General features: G+C 65.0%; 21 protein-coding genes and 4 tRNA genes. 18 read left to right on the top strand and 7 right to left on the bottom strand.

Features of this window, described 5'->3' with window-relative positions:
- Nucleotides 1–70 precede the first annotated feature (70 nt).
- Both DWG20_RS03695 and DWG20_RS03690 read left to right on the top strand, forming a co-directional pair.
- Complete coding sequence (locus tag DWG20_RS03695) at nucleotides 71–472, top strand: hypothetical protein (RefSeq protein WP_115432535.1); 402 nt, start codon at nucleotides 71–73, stop codon at nucleotides 470–472.
- A gap of 351 nt (nucleotides 473–823) precedes the next feature.
- Complete coding sequence (locus DWG20_RS03690; RefSeq protein WP_115432534.1) at nucleotides 824–1,585, top strand: hypothetical protein; 762 nt, start codon at nucleotides 824–826, stop codon at nucleotides 1,583–1,585.
- Between the two features lie 70 nt (nucleotides 1,586–1,655).
- On the opposite strand, the gene proB is transcribed toward DWG20_RS03690, so the two are convergent.
- From proB to bioA, 3 genes are all read right to left on the bottom strand, one after another.
- Complete coding sequence (gene proB, locus DWG20_RS03685; protein WP_115432533.1) at nucleotides 1,656–2,774, bottom strand: glutamate 5-kinase; 1,119 nt, start codon at nucleotides 2,772–2,774, stop codon at nucleotides 1,656–1,658.
- A 105-nt stretch (nucleotides 2,775–2,879) separates the two neighbouring features.
- The gene (locus DWG20_RS03680; protein WP_115432532.1) at nucleotides 2,880–4,358 is read right to left on the bottom strand and encodes a hypothetical protein; all 1,479 of its coding nucleotides are present in this window, start codon (nucleotides 4,356–4,358) and stop codon (nucleotides 2,880–2,882) included.
- Between the two features lie 12 nt (nucleotides 4,359–4,370).
- On the bottom strand, nucleotides 4,371–5,720 hold the full coding sequence (gene bioA, locus DWG20_RS03675; RefSeq protein WP_115432531.1) for an adenosylmethionine--8-amino-7-oxononanoate transaminase: 1,350 nt from the start codon (nucleotides 5,718–5,720) through the stop codon (nucleotides 4,371–4,373).
- A gap of 193 nt (nucleotides 5,721–5,913) precedes the next feature.
- Here bioA and DWG20_RS03670 point away from each other — a divergent pair, with 193 nt between their 5' ends.
- The 4 genes from DWG20_RS03670 (at nucleotide 5,914) to DWG20_RS03655 (ending at nucleotide 10,555) form a co-directional block, all read left to right on the top strand.
- On the top strand, nucleotides 5,914–6,348 hold the full coding sequence (locus DWG20_RS03670) for a pilin (protein WP_115432530.1): 435 nt from the start codon (nucleotides 5,914–5,916) through the stop codon (nucleotides 6,346–6,348).
- A gap of 59 nt (nucleotides 6,349–6,407) precedes the next feature.
- Nucleotides 6,408–6,848 carry a pilin gene (locus DWG20_RS16535; protein ID WP_115432529.1) on the top strand — a complete coding sequence of 147 codons (441 nt, stop codon included), beginning with the start codon at nucleotides 6,408–6,410 and terminating at the stop codon, nucleotides 6,846–6,848.
- Nucleotides 6,849–6,945: 97 nt separating this feature from the next.
- Complete coding sequence (locus tag DWG20_RS03660) at nucleotides 6,946–8,736, top strand: PglL family O-oligosaccharyltransferase (RefSeq protein ID WP_181880966.1); 1,791 nt, start codon at nucleotides 6,946–6,948, stop codon at nucleotides 8,734–8,736.
- Between the two features lie 49 nt (nucleotides 8,737–8,785).
- Nucleotides 8,786–10,555, top strand: a complete 1,770-nt coding sequence (locus DWG20_RS03655; protein ID WP_115432527.1) for a PglL family O-oligosaccharyltransferase — start codon at nucleotides 8,786–8,788, stop codon at nucleotides 10,553–10,555.
- A 125-nt stretch (nucleotides 10,556–10,680) separates the two neighbouring features.
- On the opposite strand, the gene rpoH is transcribed toward DWG20_RS03655, so the two are convergent.
- From rpoH to ftsY, 4 genes are all read right to left on the bottom strand, one after another.
- Nucleotides 10,681–11,544 (bottom strand): RNA polymerase sigma factor RpoH, encoded by an 864-nt coding sequence (gene rpoH / locus DWG20_RS03650; protein ID WP_115432526.1) that lies wholly within the window; start codon nucleotides 11,542–11,544, stop codon nucleotides 10,681–10,683.
- A gap of 119 nt (nucleotides 11,545–11,663) precedes the next feature.
- On the bottom strand, nucleotides 11,664–12,572 hold the full coding sequence (gene ftsX, locus DWG20_RS03645; RefSeq protein WP_115432525.1) for a permease-like cell division protein FtsX: 909 nt from the start codon (nucleotides 12,570–12,572) through the stop codon (nucleotides 11,664–11,666).
- Complete coding sequence (ftsE, locus tag DWG20_RS03640; RefSeq protein WP_115434718.1) at nucleotides 12,569–13,222, bottom strand: cell division ATP-binding protein FtsE; 654 nt, start codon at nucleotides 13,220–13,222, stop codon at nucleotides 12,569–12,571. Before ftsE ends, ftsX begins: the two co-directional genes overlap by 4 nt.
- A 78-nt stretch (nucleotides 13,223–13,300) precedes the next feature.
- Nucleotides 13,301–14,428 carry a signal recognition particle-docking protein FtsY gene (ftsY, locus tag DWG20_RS03635; RefSeq protein WP_115432524.1) on the bottom strand — a complete coding sequence of 376 codons (1,128 nt, stop codon included), beginning with the start codon at nucleotides 14,426–14,428 and terminating at the stop codon, nucleotides 13,301–13,303.
- A gap of 76 nt (nucleotides 14,429–14,504) precedes the next feature.
- Between ftsY and DWG20_RS03630 the strand changes: the two genes are divergently transcribed.
- The 12 genes from DWG20_RS03630 (at nucleotide 14,505) to rplK (ending at nucleotide 21,407) form a co-directional block, all read left to right on the top strand.
- The gene (locus DWG20_RS03630) at nucleotides 14,505–15,866 is read left to right on the top strand and encodes a M16 family metallopeptidase (RefSeq protein ID WP_115432523.1); all 1,362 of its coding nucleotides are present in this window, start codon (nucleotides 14,505–14,507) and stop codon (nucleotides 15,864–15,866) included.
- On the top strand, nucleotides 15,866–17,221 hold the full coding sequence (locus DWG20_RS03625; RefSeq protein WP_115432522.1) for a M16 family metallopeptidase: 1,356 nt from the start codon (nucleotides 15,866–15,868) through the stop codon (nucleotides 17,219–17,221). Before DWG20_RS03630 ends, DWG20_RS03625 begins: the two co-directional genes overlap by 1 nt.
- A 31-nt stretch (nucleotides 17,222–17,252) precedes the next feature.
- Nucleotides 17,253–17,813 (top strand): 16S rRNA (guanine(966)-N(2))-methyltransferase RsmD, encoded by a 561-nt coding sequence (rsmD, locus tag DWG20_RS03620; RefSeq protein WP_115432521.1) that lies wholly within the window; start codon nucleotides 17,253–17,255, stop codon nucleotides 17,811–17,813.
- An 86-nt stretch (nucleotides 17,814–17,899) separates the two neighbouring features.
- Nucleotides 17,900–18,151, top strand: a complete 252-nt coding sequence (locus tag DWG20_RS03615; RefSeq protein WP_115432520.1) for a YfhL family 4Fe-4S dicluster ferredoxin — start codon at nucleotides 17,900–17,902, stop codon at nucleotides 18,149–18,151.
- A 141-nt stretch (nucleotides 18,152–18,292) separates the two neighbouring features.
- Nucleotides 18,293–18,377, top strand: a tRNA-Tyr gene (locus DWG20_RS03610).
- A 53-nt stretch (nucleotides 18,378–18,430) separates the two neighbouring features.
- Nucleotides 18,431–18,504, top strand: a tRNA-Gly gene (locus tag DWG20_RS03605).
- A gap of 21 nt (nucleotides 18,505–18,525) precedes the next feature.
- Nucleotides 18,526–18,600, top strand: a tRNA-Thr gene (locus tag DWG20_RS03600).
- A 36-nt stretch (nucleotides 18,601–18,636) separates the two neighbouring features.
- The gene (gene tuf / locus DWG20_RS03595; protein WP_115432508.1) at nucleotides 18,637–19,827 is read left to right on the top strand and encodes an elongation factor Tu; all 1,191 of its coding nucleotides are present in this window, start codon (nucleotides 18,637–18,639) and stop codon (nucleotides 19,825–19,827) included.
- 22 nt (nucleotides 19,828–19,849) lie between these two features.
- A tRNA-Trp gene (locus DWG20_RS03590) sits at nucleotides 19,850–19,925 on the top strand.
- Nucleotides 19,926–19,991: 66 nt separating this feature from the next.
- Complete coding sequence (secE, locus tag DWG20_RS03585; RefSeq protein ID WP_115432519.1) at nucleotides 19,992–20,345, top strand: preprotein translocase subunit SecE; 354 nt, start codon at nucleotides 19,992–19,994, stop codon at nucleotides 20,343–20,345.
- Nucleotides 20,346–20,348: 3 nt separating this feature from the next.
- Entirely contained in the window at nucleotides 20,349–20,882 is a 534-nt protein-coding gene (gene nusG / locus DWG20_RS03580; protein WP_115432518.1) for a transcription termination/antitermination protein NusG, read from the top strand.
- Between the two features lie 93 nt (nucleotides 20,883–20,975).
- Nucleotides 20,976–21,407, top strand: a complete 432-nt coding sequence (gene rplK, locus DWG20_RS03575; protein ID WP_115432517.1) for a 50S ribosomal protein L11 — start codon at nucleotides 20,976–20,978, stop codon at nucleotides 21,405–21,407.
- Nucleotide 21,408 lies beyond the last annotated feature (1 nt).

Raw genomic sequence — 21,408 nt, 5'->3', positions numbered from 1 at the left:
TGTCGGGGGCGATGGTGGGGGGGCAAGCGTTTCGCGTACAATCGCTTACATCACACATTAGGGGATACGCATGTTCTTCGCTCTGTTGGTGGCAACGCTCGTGGTAGCGCTGGCCACCGCCTACGTCACCGCGCGCTTCTTCGATTCCGCGGTGCAGAAGATCCTCGCGCGCATCGTCGGCGACGACCTGGCCGACGCGTGGCGCAAGTATCTGCGCTTCGCGATCCTCGTGGTCGGCGTGTCGGGCGGCGTGCGCTTGTGGGAGCTCGAGAAGTACGTGACGGCCAGCCGCGAGTCGGCGACGCTGGAGCTGAACGGCATGCGCTGGACGCTCGAGATCTACCGCACGCTGATCGAGACGCTGCAGAGCATCGCGTGGATGATGCTGCTGTTCTTCCTGGCCGCGATGATCGCCTATGTGATCGTGCGCGCGATCGAGATCAAGCACCACGACAAGCACCTCGGCGAGTGAGCCGCCGCGCGGCCGGCGCCCTGCCGGCCGCTTCCCGCCCCCCGAACTCGCGCCAGGCTTGCCACATCCCTTCCCGCAGTGACAGGCACCTACTCGTCTTGTCAAGGCTCGGCCAACCTTGCTCCTGCGGGGCCTTCCCTTGGCCGTCGTCAAGATGACGCTACCAGGATCATTCGCGCCGGCAAGCTGCAAGCAGCGCCTGGCTCAAGCGTATTTGTAACAGGGCATGCCCAGGACAAATATCCGTTTGACATTGTTTGTTGCGCTAACGAAAATGCCGGTCTTCCACTAAAGCCATAAAGTCTGAACACAATGAAAAAAACTGTCGCATCGTTGGGCTTGCTAGGGCTGATGTCATCCTTCGTGGCACTGGCCGACAGCAGCCAGCCTATCGTCAAGGTCGGCCTTGAGGGTTACCAGGAAAAGTATGAAGAAACCCTTGACGGTTCGCGCTTCATGGAAGAAAAGGCGCGCATGCTCGGCGTCAGCGGCGCGATCCGTTTCGATTTGAGCGAGAAAGACGCCTTGTCCTTGGAGGGGCGTTGGGGCTGGGGCGATGCCGACTACTCGAGTGCGTCGAGCGAGCACAGCGGTTTGGGGCGCAGTACCTACGATCTCCGCCTGGTCTATCAGCATGACTTCGACGTCGGCCAGCAGCGGATCATTCCCGAGATCGGTCTGGGTCGCCGCCGTCTGGAGGACAAGCTGCAGGAAGCCGGTCTCGGCGGCTATCAGCGCGAGTCCACCTACCAGTACGCGACGCTCGGCTTGCGCAGCGTCCACGCGCTGGGCAGCGAGTGGAAAGTGGAACCCAAGCTGTCGTACAACTACTTGCTCAAGGGCAAGCAGGTGTCGCGCCTGAGCGATATCAACCCGGCCGCCGAAGACCTGAAAAATAACCAGAAGCACGGTTATGGCTTCGAGCTGAGCGCCTCCTTCGTGCGCGAGCTCGAGGAGCGCAAGGCGGTGTCGATCACGCCGTTCTGGCGCGCGTGGCGGATCGACGACAGCGATACGCAACCGATTCGTGTTTCGGGGATCGTGATAGGAAGCGGCATGGAGCCGAAGAACAAGACCGACGAGATCGGCGTCAACGTCTCCTACCACTTCTGAGACGCGGCGCGCTGGGAGTCGAAAAACAAAAACCGCCCATCTGGGCGGTTTTTTCGTGGACCGGGATATCTCACAGGCTGACCATATTGTCGCGGTGGATCAGCTCTGGTTCGACCAGATAGCCGAGCACCGTTTCGATCTCGCGCGTCGGGTGGCGCATGATCAGCCTCGCCTCGTCCGAGCTGTAGTTGACGAGGCCGCGCGCGACCTCGGCGCCGTTCTCGTCGACGCAGGCGACCGCCTCTCCGCGCAGGAAGTCGCCGTCGACGCCGATCACGCCGATCGGCAGCAGGCTGACGCCGTTCTCGCGCAAGGCGCGCGCCGCGCCGGCGTCGAGCACCAGACGGCCGGACAGTTTCAGATGGTCGGCCAGCCATTGTTTGCGCGCGGCCATGCGCGTGGTCGGCGCGATCAGCTGCGTGCCAATGCCTTCGCCGTCGGCGAGCCGCGACAGCACGTTCGCTTCGCGGCCGCTGGCGATCACCGTCGCCGCGCCGCTGCGTGCCGCGCGCTTGGCGGCGACGATCTTGGTGTACATGCCGCCGGTGCCGACGCTGGAACCCGCGCCGCCGGCCATCGCCTCGAGCGCCATATCCCCCGCTTGTGCCTCGTGAACGAACTCGGCGGCCGGGTCCTTGCGCGGGTCGGCGGTGTACAGGCCCTGCTGGTCGGTGAGGATGACGAGCGCGTCGGCCTCGATCAGGTTGGTGACGAGCGCGCCGAGCGTGTCGTTGTCGCCGAAGCGGATCTCGTCGGTGACGACGGTGTCGTTCTCGTTGATGATAGGCACGACGTTCAGCGCCAACAGCGCGGTCAGCGTCGAGCGCGCGTTGAGATAGCGGGTGCGGTCGGCGAGGTCTTCGTGCGTGAGCAGCACCTGCGCGGTCTTCTGGCCGTGCAGCGAGAACGCGGTCTCGTAGGCCTGAGCGAGCCCCATCTGGCCGACCGCGGCGGCGGCCTGCAGCTCGTGCACCGCCTTCGGCCGCGTCGTCCAGCCGAGGCGCTGGCAGCCCTCGGCGATCGCGCCCGAGGACACCAACACCACTTCCTTGCCGCGGCGCCTGAGGTCGGCGATTTCCGCCGCCCAGCGCGCGAGCGCGTCCCTGTCCAGCCCCTTGCCGTCGTTGGTGACGAGGCTCGAGCCCACCTTGACCACGATGCGGCTGGCCGCGTGAATGACCGATTGCATGTCTGTCTTCTTGAAAAACGGATCGGGAGATTATAGCGCGCCGCGAAGCTTGGCCGAGCCTGGGTGACAAAAGCTCGGCCAAGCTTGCCGGTCATCGGGAAGGCGTCAGAAGTCTTCGCTCGCGCGGAATTCCATCAACTGGTAGTACGGCGACTGGCTGACGATGCGCGTCACGCGTATCAGCCGCTCAACGCCGCCGTCGCGCAGCCGGAACTCGCGCAGCCGGCCGAACACGCGGCCGGGCATCAACAAGCGCTCGCTGACGCCGAAGCGCGGGTTGCCGGGCACGATCAGCGCCGGCAGGAAGTGGTCGTCGGCGCGGGTGATGCTCGGCATCGCCTCGGCGGCGCGCGCTTCGGTCGCGATGCGTTCGATGCCGCATTCGACCAGCGGCCGGTCCTGCACCAGCGTCACCCAGCGGATGAAGAACAGGCCGGCCGGCACGCCGTGGTCCTCGGCGAACAGCACGTCGCCGGCGCGCAGGCTGTGGCCTTGCGGCACGCCGCGCAGCATCAGCCCGATCGGACTCTGGTTGACGACGCTCAATGGGCAGGGTGGAGCGTCCGCGTGAGCCTGGGGCTGCGCCGCCGCGCCGTCGTTCAGGTGCCGCCAGATGGCGGCGAGTTGGCTGACGACGTTCAATTCGCCGCTGGCCGCATCGCGCGAATGGCGGCGGCGCTGCGGCTGCTGCCAAGCGTGCGACAGCAGCTGGATCAGTTCGAATTCGGCCTCCGCCGCGCCGTCAGGGCCCTGTGCCAGGGCGTGCTTGAGCTTGTCTTCGCGCAAGGCGAGCGCGGCCAGCGTGTTGGACAGGTCGAGCCACAGCCAGCTGTGCGCGGGGTCGCGCGGCGCTATCAGCATGTAGCACGGCTGGGCGTCGGCGGCGGTGTCGACCAGGTAGGCTCCGCGGCCGCCGTCGAGCGGACCGGTCAGCGGCAGGACGCGTGCGGTCGCCGCCAGTTCGGGCAAGGCGGCGCGCAGCCAGCGGATCTGCTCCTGCGTCAGGCGACGGCTGTCGGTGAGGCCGAGCAGCAACAGTTCGCGGTAGAGCGTGATGGCCTGCGGCAACGCGTCGCGCGCCTCGCGCAGCCAGCCGCGCTCGTCGGCGAGGCGGTAGAGGGCGTGCACCTCGTGCCAGAAGCCGCGCGGCAACGGCAAATAGCTCTGGTGCACCCAGCCGAGCCAGGCACGCGCGCTGGCCAGCGCCTGCACGACGAGTTCGACCTTGGGCTGGTCGCGCTCGAACCACCCCTTCTTCTGCAATTGTTCGGACAGGCAGAGCAGCGTGCCGCGATGGACCTCGGCCAACGCGCGCTGGGTGCGCGACGCGATGATCTGCGCGTCCTGCGACAGCGTCAGTTCCTCGAGCGCCAGCGCATTCTCGGCGGCGTGCATCAGCTTGTCGGCCGCCTCGGCGTACAGCCGCATCAGCTTCTGGCGCAGCGCAGGCTTCGCTTCGGCGCGGTTGAGCGCGTGCACCGTCTCGGCGAGCAGCTTGGCCGCCAGTTTGGGTTGGGCGTAGGGCAGGCGGGCCAGCCAATCGGCCACGCTGCCCGGGTCGGTATCAACCAGGATCGCTTCCATGCTTTCACATCGTCAGGGCAGGGCCGCCTCGGCGGCTTCGTCGTCGCCGGCCAGGCGCAGCGTCGACAGCGTTTCGAGGGTCGCATCGACGAGTTGCGCCATCTGCTCGTCGTCGACCACGTAAGGCGGCATGAAGTAGACCGATTGGCCGATCGGTCGCGTCAGGCACGATTTTTCCAGCATCGCCGAGAAGAAGGCCTGCGAGAAGTCGGCGCGCGACGTCGTAACGTCGAACGCCCAGATCATGCCGGTGTGGCGAAAATGTCGCACCGCTTCATGCTCGGCCAACGGCGCCATCAGCTTGCTGAAGCGCTCGGCCTTGTCGCGGTTGGCGGACAGCACGTCTTCGCGCTCGAACAGGTCGAGCACCGCGAGCGCCGCGCTGCACGCGAGCGGGTTGCCGGTATAGCTGTGCGAATGCAGGAAGCCGCGCGCGACGTCATCGTCATAAAATGCATCGTATACCGAATCGGTCGTCAATACGCACGACAGCGGCAAAAATCCGCCGGTGATGCCTTTCGACAGGCACAGGAAGTCGGGACGGATGCCGGCCTGCTCGCACGCGAACAGCGTACCGGTGCGGCCGAAGCCGACCGCGATCTCGTCGGCGATCAGGTGCACGCCGTAGCGCTCGCACGCGGTGCGCGCGCGCTTCAGATAGTCGGGGTGGTACATCGCCATCCCGGCGGCGCCCTGCACCAGCGGCTCGAGGATCAGCGCGGCGATCTCGCCGTGACGCTTGGCCAGCACGTTCTCGAGCGCGGTCGCGGCGCGCGCAGCGACGTCGGCGGCGCTCTCGCCGGGCAAGGCGAGGCGCGCGTCGGGCGTCGGCACGCGCAGGCCCTTGTGCGTAAGTTCGGCGTAGGTCGCCGAAAACAGCGGCACGTCGGTCACAGCCAGCGCGCCTACCGTCTCGCCGTGGTAGCCGTTCTCCAGGCTGACGAAGCGGCACTTTTGCGCCTGGCCGAGGTTCTTCCAGTAGTGGAAGCTCATCTTCAGCGCGATCTCGGTCGCGCTCGAGCCGTCCGAGCCGTAGAACGCGTGGCCGAGGCCGGACAGCGCGGCGAGCCGCTCCGATAGTTCTACCACCGGCGCGTGGGTGAAACCGGCCAGCATCACGTGCTCGAGCGTGTCGAGCTGCGCCTTGATCGCGTCCTTGATCGCCGGATGGCCGTGGCCGAACAGGTTCACCCACCACGAGCTGACCGCGTCGAGGTAGCGCTTGCCGTCGAAATCGATCAGCCACGCGCCGTCGCCGCGCGCGATCGGGATCAGCGGCAGCCGCTCGTGGCGTTTCATCTGGGTGCACGGGTGCCATACCGCGCGTCGGCTGCGTTCGAGCCAGTCGCTGGATTCGCTCACGTTCGCCTCGTCAAAGCAGGAATTTAAATGATGCGCGATGCTAACATAGCCGCCGTTTACGTGACGGGACTGACGCAAATTGTCAGTTCGTGACCAATGACGCCGTAATTTGCGGCGTGAAACGGGAAAATCTTCAGGAAAAGCGGCTGGCACGATCCATGCTTTGTCATATCCGCGCACAAGAGGTTATGCCATGAAAGACCGTGAACAAGGTTTCACGCTGATAGAGCTGATGATCGTGATCGCGATTGTCGGCATCCTCGCAGCGATGGCGATAACCGCGTATCAGGACTACACCAAGCGCGCTTATCTGGCCGAGGCGATGGGCTTCGCCGGCAGCGTGAAAACGTCGGCCGAGGAGTATCACGCGTCGAAGGGGGCTTGGCCGACCAGCAACGCGTCGGCGGGACTGCAGGAACCGGAGGCTTACTGGGGCGAAGCCGTGAAGGCGTTGACCCTGGCGGCATCGGGTTCGGTCGGCGTGATCCGGATCACGTTGAACGACAAGGTGCAGGACAACGCCCAAGTCTGGCTCGCCTCCGAAGAGGACGCGAGCGGTTCCTACCGCTGGCGCTGCGGCGGAGAGTCCACTTTGCGACGGCTTATGCCTTCCAGTTGCCGGGAATGAATGAGTTTGTGATAAATTACCCCTGCATTTTTAATGCATACCTATAACGAGGAGTGGAAATGAAGAAGGCACAACAGGGCTTTACCTTGATCGAACTGATGATCGTCGTCGCGATCATCGGTATTTTGGCCGCGATCGCGATTCCGGCGTACCAGGATTACACGGTACGAGCCAAAGTAAGTGAAGGTATGCAAGCTGCAGCAGCGGCCAAAACGGCCGTTTCTGAATTTGCGTTGACTAATAACGTGTTGCCGGTCAGCAATGCGTCGGCAGGAGTTACGTCGACCACTTCAAAATACGTTACCAGCCTTACTGTTGGGACTAGTGGGGTGATTACTGTAGTGCTGAATGCGGCGAATGTCGGTGGCGAGGTTGCGAGTGGTGCAAACCAATTTGCTCTGACGCCTACCCTGTCTTCTACTGGGGTCGAGTGGAGGTGCGCTGTAGCGGCCTCGTCTGGTATCAATGTGAAATATTTGCCGGCCAACTGCCGCGGCTAATTTCCGAGTCGTCATCCTTCTCGAACGGGCGGGTAACCGCCCGTTTTTCATGGGTTAATCCATGCGTTTCCGGTTCGCCCCACATATGCTGGGTGCCATGTTGCTGGCACCTCTTTCCTTTGCGTTCCTCAGCCCTTTGCGCTACGCGCCATTGCCCGACTGGTGCAGCGACGTCGCCGCCGCCGCCTTGATCGCGCTCGCCGCGTTGTTCGCTGCCTGGCTGCCATCCGTTTCGCCGTCGGCGCGGCTGCACCGGGTCCAGCTCGGACTGGCCGCGTTGGCCGTGGGCTTGGTGCTGCCTTCGTTGAGCGTGATGCCCGCCTATCCGGGCGTGGCGCTGCAGGCCGCCACCGTGCTGCTGCTTCTAATGCTCGCCGCGTCGCTCCAGCAGCAGGCTATCGCGCGTCTGGGTCGCGACGCCGTGCTGACAACTTTTGCCGCCGTCGTGCTACTCGGCGCCTTGCTGCAGGCGGCGATCGGCTTCGCCCAAGCGCTCGGCCTCGCGCCGCTGGCGCAGGGCTGGTTGCTGTTCGACATGAACGCGCCGACCACGGTGCTCGGCAACATCGGTCAGCGCAACCAGCTCGGTCACTACCTCGGCTGGGGGCTGGTGTCGGCCTGCTATCTGCACAGCGTCGGCCGGCTGCGCATCGGTCTGTTCGTCCCGGTCGCGCTGGCGCTGGCCTTGCTGATGGGCTGGTCCGCTTCGCGCTTGGTGCTCGGCTACGGCCTCGGTCTCGGCGTACTGACGCTGATCTGGCTGCGGCGCGCCGACGACGGCGCTTTGAGGCGGTTCGGCAAGGCGGCAGGGATCGCGCTGCTGTGCCTGGCGGTCTGCCTGTTGTGGAGCCAGGAGATCAACGCTTTCCTGCGCTGGCTCGGTTTGCCGGTTCATGCGGCCAGCGGTTCCGAGCGCATGATGGACGCCGGCTTCGGCGCGCGCCGCCGTGTCGAATGGGCGAAGGCTTGGCGAGTCTTTCTCGACCATCCGCTGGCCGGCGTCGGCTGGGGGGGGTATGCCTACGAGAGCGTGCGCCTCGAGGCACTCGGCCTCTTTGGTCGCATGCCGGAGAATGCGCTGTTCACGCATACGCACAATATCTTCATGCAATTGCTGGCCGAGACGGGTGTCGCCGGCACCATTATCGTCGTCGGTGGTGGCTTGTGGGCGGCATGGCCCTTGTTTGCCCGGCGGGCGGCGAACGCTAACAGCCTGTTCGTCCTCGCGATGCTGATGATCAGTACGATCCACAGCCTGTTCGAGTATCCGTTGTGGTATCTGCCCTTCCTGCTGGGTGTGACGCTGTTGCTGGGGTTTTCTCCGGCGCCGGCGATCGGCCTGCCGGTGCGTTCTTCCTTGCGCCGTTTCTTCGCGACCGTGTTGGCGGTCGCCGTGCTCGCCTACGCGGCGACCGGCGTGTCGCACTTCCGCAACCTGAGCGCTTGGCTCTACCCGTCGCCGTCGCCGGCCGAGAACGTCGAGCGCATCCGTTCCCTGGTCGACCTCGGCCGCAACCCGCTGTGGTCGTACGAGGCCGACCTGGTCTTGTCGGGTTATCAGATCCCGAGCCGTCAACTCGTGGCCGTTCAGCGCCCGCTGTTCGAGCGGCTGGCGAGCTACCGGCCGTATCCGAACGTGCTGCAGAAGCTGGCCGTCGCCAGGCAGATGCAAGGCGATACGCGCGGCGCCAAAGAGGCGCTGGCGATGGCGGTCGCCGCCTATCCGGGGCTGACGCCCGCCTACATGGCCTACTTTGCGCAGATGAAAGACCCGGCGATGAAACCGCTGGCCGCGTTCACCGCGCGCGCCGCGCAAGCCTACAAGGCCGGCGGGCCGGTGGCGGCGGCCGATGCCGCGTCGGCCTTGCTTAAAGTGTCGCGGCGTTGAAGGTGCAGGATGCGTTAACATGGTTGTTTTGCCCGTAGCGAGCCGTCCGATGCCTGTCCAAGCCGTCCTCAACCGCGCCGCGCTTCTCGCCTGGTGCGCGGTCGCGGTCCTGCCCTTTATCTCGCGCCTGCACTACGTTCCGTTGCCGCAATGGTGGGGGGAGGCGACGGTGGTGTGGCTCGCTGTGCTCGCCTGGCTCTGTGCGCCGCGCGCAAGTGCGGTGAGCTGGCCGCGCGCCGCGTGGTGGATGCTGGCGCTCGCCGCATTCTGGGCGGCGCAGCCCTTGTGGCTGCCGCTCGACTTCCCGGGCATGAACTGGGCGACGGCGCTCGGTTTTCTGTCTCTCGCGCTGCTGGCTGGCGTCACCGCGGGCCTCTCCGAGCGCTGGGGCGAAGAATACTTGGTGCGCTCGCTCGCGTGGGCGCTGCTGACCGGCGCCGTGCTGCAGTCCGCGATCGGCTTCTGTCAGGTCACAGGGTTGGCCGAGGTCATGGGCGGCGTGCTGTTCTACGACCGCGCACACCCTACGACCAATGTGTTCGGCCATATCGGCCAGCGCAACCAGTATGCGCACTATCTGACCTGGGGCTGCGCCGCGCTCGCTTACCTGTTTGCGCAGCGTGCGGTGTCGCGCCGCGTTTTTGTTTTCCTCTTGCTTTGGCTGGCGCTGTCGATCGCGTGGGCGAGCTCGCGTACGGTGCTGATCTACGCGGTGGCGCTGGTCGCGATCGCCGGCGTCTGGCATTGGCGTGTGCGCGGCGAAGAATCGAAGCGGCTGTTCGCGGCCTTCGCCGTCGCGGCAGCGGCGATCGTCGCGATGCAGTTCGTGCTGCCGTTGGTGAATGCTCTCGTCGCGCATTTCACCCACAGCGCGATGACGGTTGAGAGCGGCATCGAGCGCCTCGCTGCCAGCGGCGACGGCATGGGCGCGCGCCGCATCACCGAGTGGCACAAGGCTTGGCTGGTGTTCGGCGATGCGCCGCTGACCGGTGCCGGCTGGTCGCAGTTCGCCGCCGAAAGCGTACGTCTGCAGATGCTGCCGATGTTCCGCGACGCCGGTTTCAACAGCGGCCTGTTCTCCAACGCGCACAACCTCGAGATGCAGCTCTTGGCCGAGATGGGCTGGCCGGGCGCGCTGTTGGCGATCGGCGGCTTCGCCTGGGCGGTGTGGCCTTATTTCGGCCGGGCTGCGCGCGCGGCGCAGGTGCTGCCGCTTTCGGTGATGGCGGCGACGCTGATCCACAGCCAGCTCGAATACCCGCTGTGGTATCTGTATTTCCTCGCCGTGCTGGTGATGATGATGGCGCTTGCGCCGGCCGCTCCACGCCGTTCCCTGTTCGCAGGCTCGGCCAACCTGGTGCTGGCGGTCGCGCTCGGCGTCGTGTCACTGATGGCGATTCCGCGCTACTGGGAGATGGTCAGCCTCTATTCGCCGACCGGGCAGGGCGCGCGCGACGAGGCGCGCGTCGCGAGGTTGGCCGAGATCGTCCGCACCGAGCCGCTGTTCGCCTTTCACGCGCTCAACACGCTCGACAACTATCTCACCGTCGACAAGCGCAACCTCGACGCCAAGCGGCGCTGGATCGCGCAGTTGTCGGCGTTCCGGCCATACCCGGACGTGCTGTTCAAGGAGGCGCGCCTCGCCGCGCTGGCGGGCGACGAGACGAGCGCCGAGCGCAGCATGGCGCGCGCGCTCGGTTCCTTCCCGACCTACGCGCCGCAGTTCCTCGACGACCTGCCCGAGGACGATCCGGCGTATGCCGGCCTGCGCCGTCAGGCCGAAGAAGCGATCGCGAAGCTTCCCGAGCGCTATCGCTGACGCGCGCCAGGGTTGGCCGAGCCGCTCATGCAATCAGCTCGGCCAACCTTAAGTGCCGCCAAACGCCAGCCATGAAAAAACCCGGTCGCATGGACCGGGTTTTTCGTCGCGGCGAAAGAAACGCGTCAGACCAGCGCCGCGTCGCGCGTGCCGATCGCCGCCTTCATCTTCTGCAGCGCCTTGGCTTCGATCTGGCGGATGCGCTCGGCCGACACGCCGAACTCGGCGGCCAGTTCGTGCAGCGTCGCGCCGCCGTCGTCGGCCAGCCAGCGCGCCTCGACGATGCGGCGGCTACGCGCGTCGAGGGAGCCCAGCGCTTCGATCAAGCCCCGGCTTTGCAGGCGGTCGAACGCCTGCTTTTCGAGGCGACGCGTCGGTTCGTGCTCGCTGTCGGCCAGCCAGTCGATCGGCGCGAAGCCCTCGTCGTCGCCGTCGTCGGCCATCAGCGCGATGTCCTGGCCGCTCATGCGCGTTTCCATCTCGCGCACTTCCTCGGGTTTCACGCCGAGCTGTTCGGCGATGTGGCGCGCTTCCTTGTCGGACAGCGCCGAGAAGGTCGACTTCATGCTGCGCAGGTTGAAGAACAGCTTGCGCTGCGGCTTGGTCGTGGCCACGCGCACCAGGCGCCAGTTGCGCAGGATGAATTCGTGGATCTCGGCCTTGATCCAGTGCACGGCGAACGAAAACAGGCGCACGCCGCGGTTCGGTTCGAAGCGTTTGACCGCCTTCATCAGGCCGATATTGCCTTCCTGGATCAGGTCGGCGTGCGGCAGGCCGTAGCCGGAGTAACCGCGAGCGATCGACACTACGACGCGCAGGTGCGACATCACCAGCTGCTTGGCGGCGTCGAGGTCTTGGTGTTCGGAGAAGCGGGTCGCGAGCGCGTTTTCCTCTTCGGCGGTCAACATCGGGACGCTGTTCACGCCCTGGATGTACTGCTCCAGGCTGCCGCTGGCAGAAGGGACGGGCAAGGCGAAAGTCGCTGTCATGTATCTACTACCTCCTTCGGTAGAGCAATCCTAGCACTCGCGATTGGAGAGTGCCAGGCGGTTCCGGGTTCCCGGTCAATGTGATTTTCTATCGGCCGATAGGGCCAGACTATGCGGCTTCAGCGCGGCGCGAGGCGGCGCAGGTGGTGGCTGGCGGCGAGCCGCGCGCCGAGCGCAGCCAACAGGATCGCGCCTGCGATCAGCGCAGCCAGTTCGAGTGGCGCGAGGCCCCTGAGTTCCACGCGCTCGTTGTAGAGGCGCGCCAGCTCGACGATCGCCGGGTTCGCGTTGGCGACGTAGAGTGCCGACAGGCCCCACGCGATCAGCGCGGCCAAGAGGCCCTGCCAAAAGGCATGGTACAGGAAAGGGCGGCGGATGAAACTCTCGGTCGCGCCGATCAGCGTGGCGACCTCGATCTCGTCGCGCCGCGCGAGGATCTGCATGCGGATGGTGTTGTGCGTGACCAGCACCAGCGCGACCGCGAACGCGACGGCGAGCGCCACGGTCAGGTGTTTGCCTAGCTCCATCAGGCCGTACAGCCGTTTCGCCCAGTGCGCGTCGTACTGCGCTTCCTCTACCATCGGCAGGCCGGACAACTCCTTCTGCAGCCGTTCGAGGTCGCCCGGCTCGAGCGTCGCCGGCGTGACGACGAAGGCGTCGGGCAGCGGGTTGCCGTCCAGTCCCTCGGCGACGCCGGCCAGGCCGTGGCGGTTTTCTAGCTCGGCGAGCGCCTGGGTGCGGTTCACGTACTGGTACGATTCGACCTTCGGGTGGCCCTTGAGCGAACCGTTGACCGCGGCGAGGTCGGCCTCCTCGGCGCTCATCTCCATGAACAGCGTGACCTGCGGCGTCGCGGTCAGCCGGCCGATCCAGTCCTGCAGGCTCGTCACCGTCAGGTACAGCGAGATCGGCAGCGCAAGCGCGATCGACAGCATCAGCAAGGACAACAGGCTCGCCAGCGGCTGGCGCAGCAGTTTGCCGAGCGCGGTCTTCGCGCTTAGCCAGTGCAGATAGAAATAGTGTTTCATGCGGCGAACTGCCCTTCGCGAAGGCGCAGGATGCGCCGGCCGTAGTCTTCCATCAGCGTTTCGTCGTGCGCCGACACGAGTACGGTGACGCCGACCTGGTGGAAGGATTTGAACAATTCCATGATGTCGAGCGCGTACGCGCGGTCGAGGTTGGCCGAGGGTTCGTCGGCCAGCAGGATCGCCGGGCGGTGTACGACCGCGCGCGCGATGCACAGCCGTTGCTGTTCGCCGCCGGACAGCCTGACCGGCGCGGTCTTCTCCTTGCCGGCGAGGCCGACCTTGTCGAGCGCGGCGCGCGCACGGCGCACCGCTTCGCGCCGGTCGTAGCCGATGATGTCGAGCGGCATCATCACGTTGTCGAACACGCTGCGGTCGTAGAGGATCTTGTGGTCCTGGAACACGAGGCCTATGTGCTGGCGCACATAGGGCAGCTGGCTCGCGCGCAGCTTCGACAGGTTCTGGCCGTTGACCAGCACGCCGCCCGAGGTCGCGCGTTCGATGCCGGCGATCATCTTCAACAGCGTCGACTTGCCGGCGCCGGAGTGGCCGGCGAGGAAGACCATTTCGCCGGACTCGATCGTGAAAGACAGGTTTTTCAGTGCATCTATGCCGCCGGGGTAGCGTTTGCTGACCTGATCGAACTGGATCATCGGGACCTCGGAGAAGTCGCGGTTGGAAGATAAAGGTTGGCCGAACTCGGCCAACCTTTGCATCAGCAAGCGTTCACGTCAATCGAACAGCGCGTTCACGTAGTCGCGTGCGTCGAACGGGCGCAGGTCGTCGATGCCTTCGCCGACGCCGATGAACCGTAACGGCACCGGGCGCTCCTTGGCGATCGCCGCGATCACGCCGCCCTTGGCGGTGCCGTCGAGCTTGGTCAGCACCAGGCCGGTCAGGCCGAGCGCGTCGTCGAACGCCTTCACCTGGTTGATCGCGTTCTGGCCGATGTTGGCGTCGAGCACCAGCATGATTTCGTGCGGCGCGTCGGGGATCGCCTTCTGGATCACGCGCTTCACCTTCTTGATCTCTTCCATCAGGTGCAACTGCGTCGGCAGGCGGCCGGCGGTGTCGGCCAGCACGATGTCGATGCCGCGCGCCTGCGCCGCCTGGATCGCGTCGTAGCACACCGCCGCCGAGTCGCCGCCCTGCTGCGCGATCACGGTGACGTTGTTGCGGTCGCCCCAGGCGATCAGCTGCTCGCGCGCCGCGGCGCGGAAGGTGTCGCCGGCCGCCAAGAGCACCGATTTGCCCTGCGACTGGAAGTATTTGGCGAGCTTGCCGATGCTGGTGGTCTTGCCGGCGCCGTTCACGCCGGCCATCATGATGACAAAGGGCTTCCCGCCTTCGACCGACAGCGGCACTTCGAGCGGTTCGATCAGCTCGGACAGCGAGTCCTTCAGCGCGCCCTTCAGTTCGCTGGCGTCCTTCAGGCCCTTCAGCGTCACGCGTTCGCGAACGTCCTTCAGGAGCCCGGTCGTCGCCGGCACGCCCATGTCGGAAGTCAAGAGCACGGTTTCCAGCTCTTCGTACAGGTCCTCGTCGATCTGGCCGCCGCCGAACAGGCCGGCGAGCGACTTGCCGAGCTTGTCGCGCGTCTTGGACAGGCCGGCCTTCAGGCGCTCGGTCCAGCTCGCCTTCTTGACCGGCGCCGCTTCGGCGTCCGGAGCCGGCGCGACGACGGGGGCGTCTTCGGCCAACGCAGCTGCGGGGCTCGGGGTGATGGGTGTCGGCGCAGCGGTTTCTGCGACGGGTTCCGCGGCGACGAGGGCTTCGTCGGCGACCGGGAGGGCGGCCTCTTCCTGCAACGGGGCGGCAGGAGCGGCGGGCGGGGCTTTCTTCTTGAAGAAACTAAACATGCGAATCCGGAGTCAAGCAACTCGATGAAAATGGTGCAATTGTATCGTCAATTACCGGAGTGCTCCCAATAAGCCTATGAAAAACTGGCACAAGCTCGTGGTGGCGGGGCTTTTCGCCGCCGCAGCCGGCGCGGCGGCGGCCGAAACGGTCGAGGCGACGCTCGAGAACGGCCTCAAGGTGGTGGTGCGGCGCGACGCGCGCGCGCCGGTCGCGGTGTCGCAGCTGTGGTACCGCGTCGGCTCGGTCGATGAGGTCAACGGCCGCACCGGCCTGTCGCATCTGTTGGAACACATGATGTTCAAGGGGACGAAGACCGTGCCGGCCGGCGAGTTCTCGCGCCGCATCGCCGCCGCCGGCGGCCAGGACAACGCGTTCACCAGCCGCGACTACACCGTCTACTTCCAGCAACTGGCGGCGAACAGGCTTCCCTTGTCGCTGACGCTGGAGTCTGACCGCATGGCCAACCTCACAATCGCCGACGACGTGTTCAAGAAAGAACTCGAGGTGGTGAAGGAGGAGCGCCGCTGGCGCACCGACGACCAGCCGACCGGCATCCTCGCCGAAACGCTGTACGCGAACGCCTTCGTCGCCAACCCGGTGCGCTACCCGGTGATCGGCTGGATGGATGACATCCAGAACATGAAGCCGGACGACCTCAGGGCCTGGTACCGGGAGTGGTACGCGCCGAACAACGCGACGCTGGTGGTGGTCGGCGACGTCGACCCGCAGGCGGTGATCGCGCTGGCGCGCAAGGAGTTCGAACCGCTCAAGTCCAAGACGTTGGCCGAGCGCCGGCCGCAGCGCGAGCCGGAGCAGAAGGGCGTGCGGCGCGTGTCGGTCAAGGCGCCGTCCGAACTGTCCTACCTGACGCTCGCCTGGCAGGTGCCCAGGCTCACCAGGTTGGCCGAGGCCGATCCCTACGCACTGTCGATGCTGACCGAGCTGCTCGACGGCCACGACGCGGCGCGTCTGCCGCGCCATCTGGTGCGCGAGAAGAAGGTCGCGCTGAGCGCCTCGTCTAGCTACGACCCACTCGGCCGCGGCGCGACGCTGTTCACGCTGACCGCGGTGCCGGCCAACGGCGCCGACATGGGCAAGCTCGAGGCCGCGCTCAAGGGCGAGATCGCCCGCATCGCGCAGGGCGGCGTCAGCGAGGTAGAGCTCGCTCGCGTGCGCCGCCAGGTCGAGGCGAGCCGCGTGTTCGAGAAGGATTCGATGTTCGGCCAGGCGATGCAGATCGGCTCGCTCGAGAGCCTCGGCTTTTCGTGGCGCGACGAGGACGAGATGAACCGCCGCCTGCTCGCGGTCGACGCCGCCGCGGTCAAGCGCGCCGCGCAGAGCCTCGTCGATGACAAACTCACCGTGGTGACGCTCGTCGCCCAGCCGCTGAAAGGCCGCCAGGTCGCGCCGCCGGCCAACCCCAAGGAGCTGCGCTGATGCGCCTGCAAAGACTGATTATCGCCGCCGGCGTCGCGGCCGCCGCGCTGCCGGCGCTCGCCGATCCGCAGCTCCAGAGCTGGCAGACGAAAGAGGGCGCGCGCGTGTTGTTCGTAGAGGCGCACGAGAATGCTATCGTCGACGTGCAGCTGAACTTCGACGCAGGCAACCGGCGCGACCCCTCCGGCAAGCCGGGGCTGGCCGACCTCACGCTCGGCCTCATCGACGCGGGGACCGCGAAGATGGGCGAGGAGGCGGTGCGCGAGAGGCTCACCGATCTGGCCGCCAGCCTGTCTGGCTCGGCCGACGCTGACAGCGCGAGCCTCACGCTGCGCGTACTCGCGCGTCCTGAGGTGCGCGATCCGGCGGTCGCGCTGGTCGCCGACCTGGTCGCGCATCCGGCCTTCCCGGAGGCGGTGCTGAAGCGCGAGCGGGAGCGCAGCATCGACAACCTGCGCCAGCGGGAGACCGACCCGGGCTTTCTCGCCGGCCGCGAGCTGACCCGGCTGATGTACCCGGCCCATCCGTACGGCAGCGGCGCCCGGCTGTCGGCAGACAGCCTCAAGCGCATAAGCCGTGAAGACCTGCTGGCGTTCTGGCGTACGTATTACCGACCGGAGTCGGCGGTGGTCGCCATCGTTGGCGATCTGACGCGTGCCGACGCACAACGCTTGGCCGAGAGATTGCTCGCCGGTCTGCCCAAGGGGCGCCCGGCGCCGCCGGCGCTGGCTGACGTTCCAGCCATCGTGCCGGGGCAGCAGAAGGTGATCGCCCACCCGGCGAGCCAGGCGCACGTCGTATTCGGCCTGCCGCTGATCACGCGCCACGATCCGGACTACTACGCGCTGATGGCGGGCAACTACGTGCTCGGCGGCGGCGGTTTCGATGCGCGGCTGATGCGCGAGCTGCGCGACAAGCGGGGTCTGACCTACGGCGCGTCGAGCATGCTGGCGCCTCATGAAAAGGCCGGTCCGTTCGAGGTGTCGTTCTCGACGCGCAAGGACCAGGCGGGCGAAGCGCTGACGGTGGCGCGCAGCACGATCGCCGACTTCGTCGCAGACGGCCCGACCGAGGCCGAACTCGAACAGGCCAAGGCCAATATCGTCGGCGGCTTCCCGATGCGCTTCGACAGCAACCGCAAGCTCCTGGGCTATCTGGCGGTGATCGGCTGGTATCGGCTGCCGCTGACTTTCCTGTCCGACTACCCGAAAAAAGTGTCGGCGCTGACCGTTTCCGACGTGCGTGACGCGTGGCGTCGCCGTATCGATCCGGCCAGGCTCGCTACCGTCGTGATCGGTCCGGCGACGTTGGCCGAGCAGGGCGCCAAGGGTGAGCCGGCGGGCCAGTCGCGGTAAACTGCCGGCCTTGCCCTTCTCTGGAGTCTTCATGAGCGCGACACGCAACCAGGTGCGCATCATCGCCGGCCGTTACCGGCGCCGCCTGCTTTCCTTCCCCGACCAGCCCGGCCTGCGCCCGACGCCGGACCGCGTGCGCGAGACGCTGTTCAACTGGCTGGGGCAGGAACTCTACGGCTGGACCTGTCTCGACCTGTTCGCCGGCAGCGGTGCGCTCGGTTTCGAGGCGGCGTCCCGGGAAGCCAAGCGTGTCGTGATGGTGGAGAAGTCGCGCGTCGCCGTCGCCAGCCTGCGCGATAACAAACAAATGTTGAGCGCGGCCGAGATCGAAGTCATCGAGGCCGACGCCAACTTATATATAAGGAATAGCCGCGAGCGCTTCGACCTGATCCTGCTCGATCCGCCGTTCGACAGCGATCTGCTCGGGGCGCTGCTGCCTTTGATGCGGGAACATCTCGCCGACGGCGGTTTCCTCTATTGCGAGGCGCGGCGCCTGCCGGCGCTCGGCGACTGGCAGATCGTGCGCGAGGCCAAGGCCGGACAAGTGCACTGTGTGTTGTTGCAAGTGGCGCAACTTGGCCCAAAGGAATAAGCTAATGATCGATTGCGCTTGCCGTCGGGCTTGACGGCTGCCAGAATCCCAGGTTGTCCGTGATAGTAGTGTGAAGGAATCCGTCCATGTCTTTGATGATTACCGACGAATGCATCAACTGTGATGTGTGCGAACCGGAATGCCCGAATAACGCCATTTCGCAGGGTGAAGAGATCTACGTGATCGACCCGAATCTCTGTACCCAGTGCGTCGGCCATTACGACGAGCCGCAGTGCCAGCAGGTCTGCCCGGTCGACTGTATTCCGCTCGACCCGAGCCACGAAGAGACCCAGGAGCAGCTGTACCAGAAATACCTCGTGATCAGCGAAAAGGCCTAAGTTGTTGATCCGAAAGAAAACGCCCCGTCGTTCTGATGAATGGTGGGGCGTTTCGGCTTTCGAGCGGCAAAAAACACGGAAAAATGTGCGAAAAGGTATTGACGGAAAATCGGGCGATCTATAATATTCGGGTCTCTTTCAGGAGGGATTCCCGAGCGGTCAAAGGGATCAGACTGTAAATCTGACGGCTCTGCCTTCGAAGGTTCGAATCCTTCTCCCTCCACCAGATTACTTTAGCGTCTTGACGACGTGAAGCTGGAAGCGTCCGAGATCGTAAAGGCGGGTGTAGCTCAATGGTAGAGCAGAAGCCTTCCAAGCTTACGACGAGGGTTCGATTCCCTTCACCCGCTCCAAGCGTAAACGCCTGTCATAGGGCCCATGTAGCTCAGGGGTAGAGCACTCCCTTGGTAAGGGAGAGGTCGGCAGTTCAATTCTGCCCATGGGCACCATCGCTTAACCTTGTTTTCGGATTCAGGGAATTTGCCATGGCTAAGGAAAAGTTCGAGCGGACGAAGCCGCACGTAAACGTTGGCACCATCGGTCACGTTGACCATGGTAAGACCACTCTGACTGCTGCTATCACCACCATTCTGTCGAAGAAATTCGGTGGCGAAGCCAAGGGCTACGACCAGATCGACAGCGCGCCGGAAGAGAAGGCCCGCGGTATCACCATCAACACCGCGCACGTTGAATACGAAACCGAAGCCCGCCACTACGCTCACGTGGACTGCCCGGGTCACGCCGACTATGTGAAGAACATGATCACCGGCGCGGCCCAGATGGACGGCGCGATCCTGGTGTGCTCGGCGGCTGACGGCCCGATGCCGCAGACCCGCGAACACATCCTGCTGTCGCGCCAAGTGGGCGTGCCGTACATCATCGTGTTCCTGAACAAGGCCGACCTGGTGGACGACGCCGAGCTGCTGGAACTGGTGGAAATGGAAGTGCGCGACCTGCTGTCGTCGTACGACTTCCCGGGTGACGACACCCCGATCATCACCGGCTCCGCGCGTCTGGCGCTGGAAGGCGACCAGAGCGAATACGGCGAACCGGCGATCTTCCGCTTGGCCGACGCGCTGGACAGCTACATCCCGACCCCGGAGCGCGCGATCGACAAGCCGTTCCTGCTGCCGATCGAGGACGTGTTCTCGATCTCGGGTCGCGGCACCGTGGTGACCGGCCGCGTCGAGCGCGGTATCGTCAAAGTCGGCGAAGAACTCGAGATCGTCGGCCTGAAGCCGACCGTCAAGACCACCTGCACCGGCGTGGAAATGTTCCGCAAGCTGCTGGACCAGGGTCAGGCTGGCGACAACGTCGGCGTGCTGCTGCGCGGCACCAAGCGTGAAGACGTCGAGCGTGGCCAGGTGCTGGCCAAGCCGGGTTCGATCACCCCGCACACCACGTTCAGCGCTGAAGTGTACGTGCTGTCGAAAGACGAAGGCGGTCGTCACACCCCGTTCTTCGCCAACTACCGTCCGCAGTTCTACTTCCGTACCACCGACGTGACCGGTGCGGTGACGCTGGCTGAAGGCGTGGAAATGGTGATGCCGGGCGACAACGTGTCCATCACCGTGGAACTGATCGCGCCGATCGCCATGGAAGAAGGTCTGCGCTTCGCCATCCGTGAAGGCGGTCGTACCGTCGGCGCCGGTGTCGTTGCCAAGATCATCGCCTAATCGCGATATCTGAAAGGTTTTTAGGCCAGTAGCTCAATTGGTAGAGTATCGGTCTCCAAAACCGAGGGTTGGGGGTTCGAGACCCTCCTGGCCTGCCAAACAAGACTAACCGGCGAGTTTTCGCCGGTTGGTCTTTTGTCGCATACGCGAAGAGAATATTCCGCATGGAAATGCAAGACAAACTCAAGCTCGCTTTCGCGGCCTTGTTGCTGGTTGGCGGTATCGTGGGTTTCTATCTGGTTCCCGAGTCGCAGGGCTTGTTGCGTGCGCTTGCCTTCGTGGCGGGTCTCGTGCTGGCCGGTGGTGTGCTGTGGGTTTCGGCGCCGGGTAAGGCGTTTGCTTCTTACGCACAGGACTCGGTCGGCGAGGCGCGCAAGGTGGTGTGGCCCGAGCGCAAGGAGGCCCTGCAGCTGACGGGTCTCGTGTTCCTGTTCGTGCTGGTGCTCGCGCTCTTCATGTGGTCGGTCGACTCTGGTCTTTCCTGGCTCTTCTACGATCTCCTGCTCGGTCGAGGTTAAGCAATGGCAAAACGTTGGTATGTGGTGCACGCCTATTCGGGTTTTGAAAAGAGCGTGCAAAAGGCCTTGCGCGAGCGTATCGATCGCTCGGATGTGCCGGATTTGTTCGGCCAGATTCTGGTGCCGGTCGAAGAAGTCGTCGACATCAAGAACGGTCGCAGGTCGATCACCGAGCGCAAGTTCTTCCCGGGTTACGTGCTGGTCGAGATGGAAATGACCGACGAGAGCTGGCACTTGGTGAAGAGTACTCCCAAGGTGACCGGCTTCATCGGTGGGACGGCAAACCGGCCGGCGCCGATCTCGGCCAAGGAGGTCGAGGCCATCATGCAGCAGATGCAAGAGGGTACCGAAAAGCCGAGGCCGAAGGTGTTGTTCGAAGTGGGCGAGAAGGTGCGCGTCAACGACGGCCCGTTCACCGACTTCAATGGCGTGGTCGACGAAGTCAACTACGAGCGCAACAAGCTGCGCGTAGCGGTGCAAATCTTCGGTCGCGAGACGCCGGTCGAACTCGAATTCGGCCAGGTCGAGAAACTTTGATTGGCAGGTTGTTGGGAAGCGTGTAAAATTCTGCGCTTTCGCTGGGAAGCGCTCGCTTGGCGTGCGCGTTATCACCCGTTTTAGGAGTAAATCGTGGCAAAGAAGATTGTCGGCTATATCAAGCTGCAAGTGCCCGCTGGCAAAGCCAACCCGTCGCCGCCTATCGGCCCGGCTCTGGGTCAGCGCGGTCTGAATATCATGGAATTCTGCAAGGCCTTTAACGCCCAGACTCAGGGTGTTGAGCCGGGTCTGCCGATTCCGGTGGTGATTACCGCCTTCGCGGACAAGTCCTTCACGTTCGTGATGAAGACCCCGCCGGCGACCATCCTGCTGAAGAAAGCCGCTGGCATCCAGAAGGGCTCGCCGAAGCCGCATACCGACAAGGTCGGCACGGTGACCCGCGCTCAACTGGAAGAGATCGCCAAGGCCAAGCAGCCGGACCTGACCGCTGCCAATCTTGACGCCGCGGTGCGCATCATCGCTGGTTCGGCCCGCTCGATGGGCCTCGAAGTGGAGGGTCTGTAAG

Origin of the sequence: Crenobacter cavernae (genome assembly GCF_003355495.1) — a bacterium.
Lineage (GTDB): Bacteria > Pseudomonadota > Gammaproteobacteria > Burkholderiales > Chromobacteriaceae > Crenobacter > Crenobacter cavernae.
The sequence above is the reverse complement of the archived record's forward strand: the minus strand, read 5'-3'. Positions and strand labels throughout refer to the sequence as shown.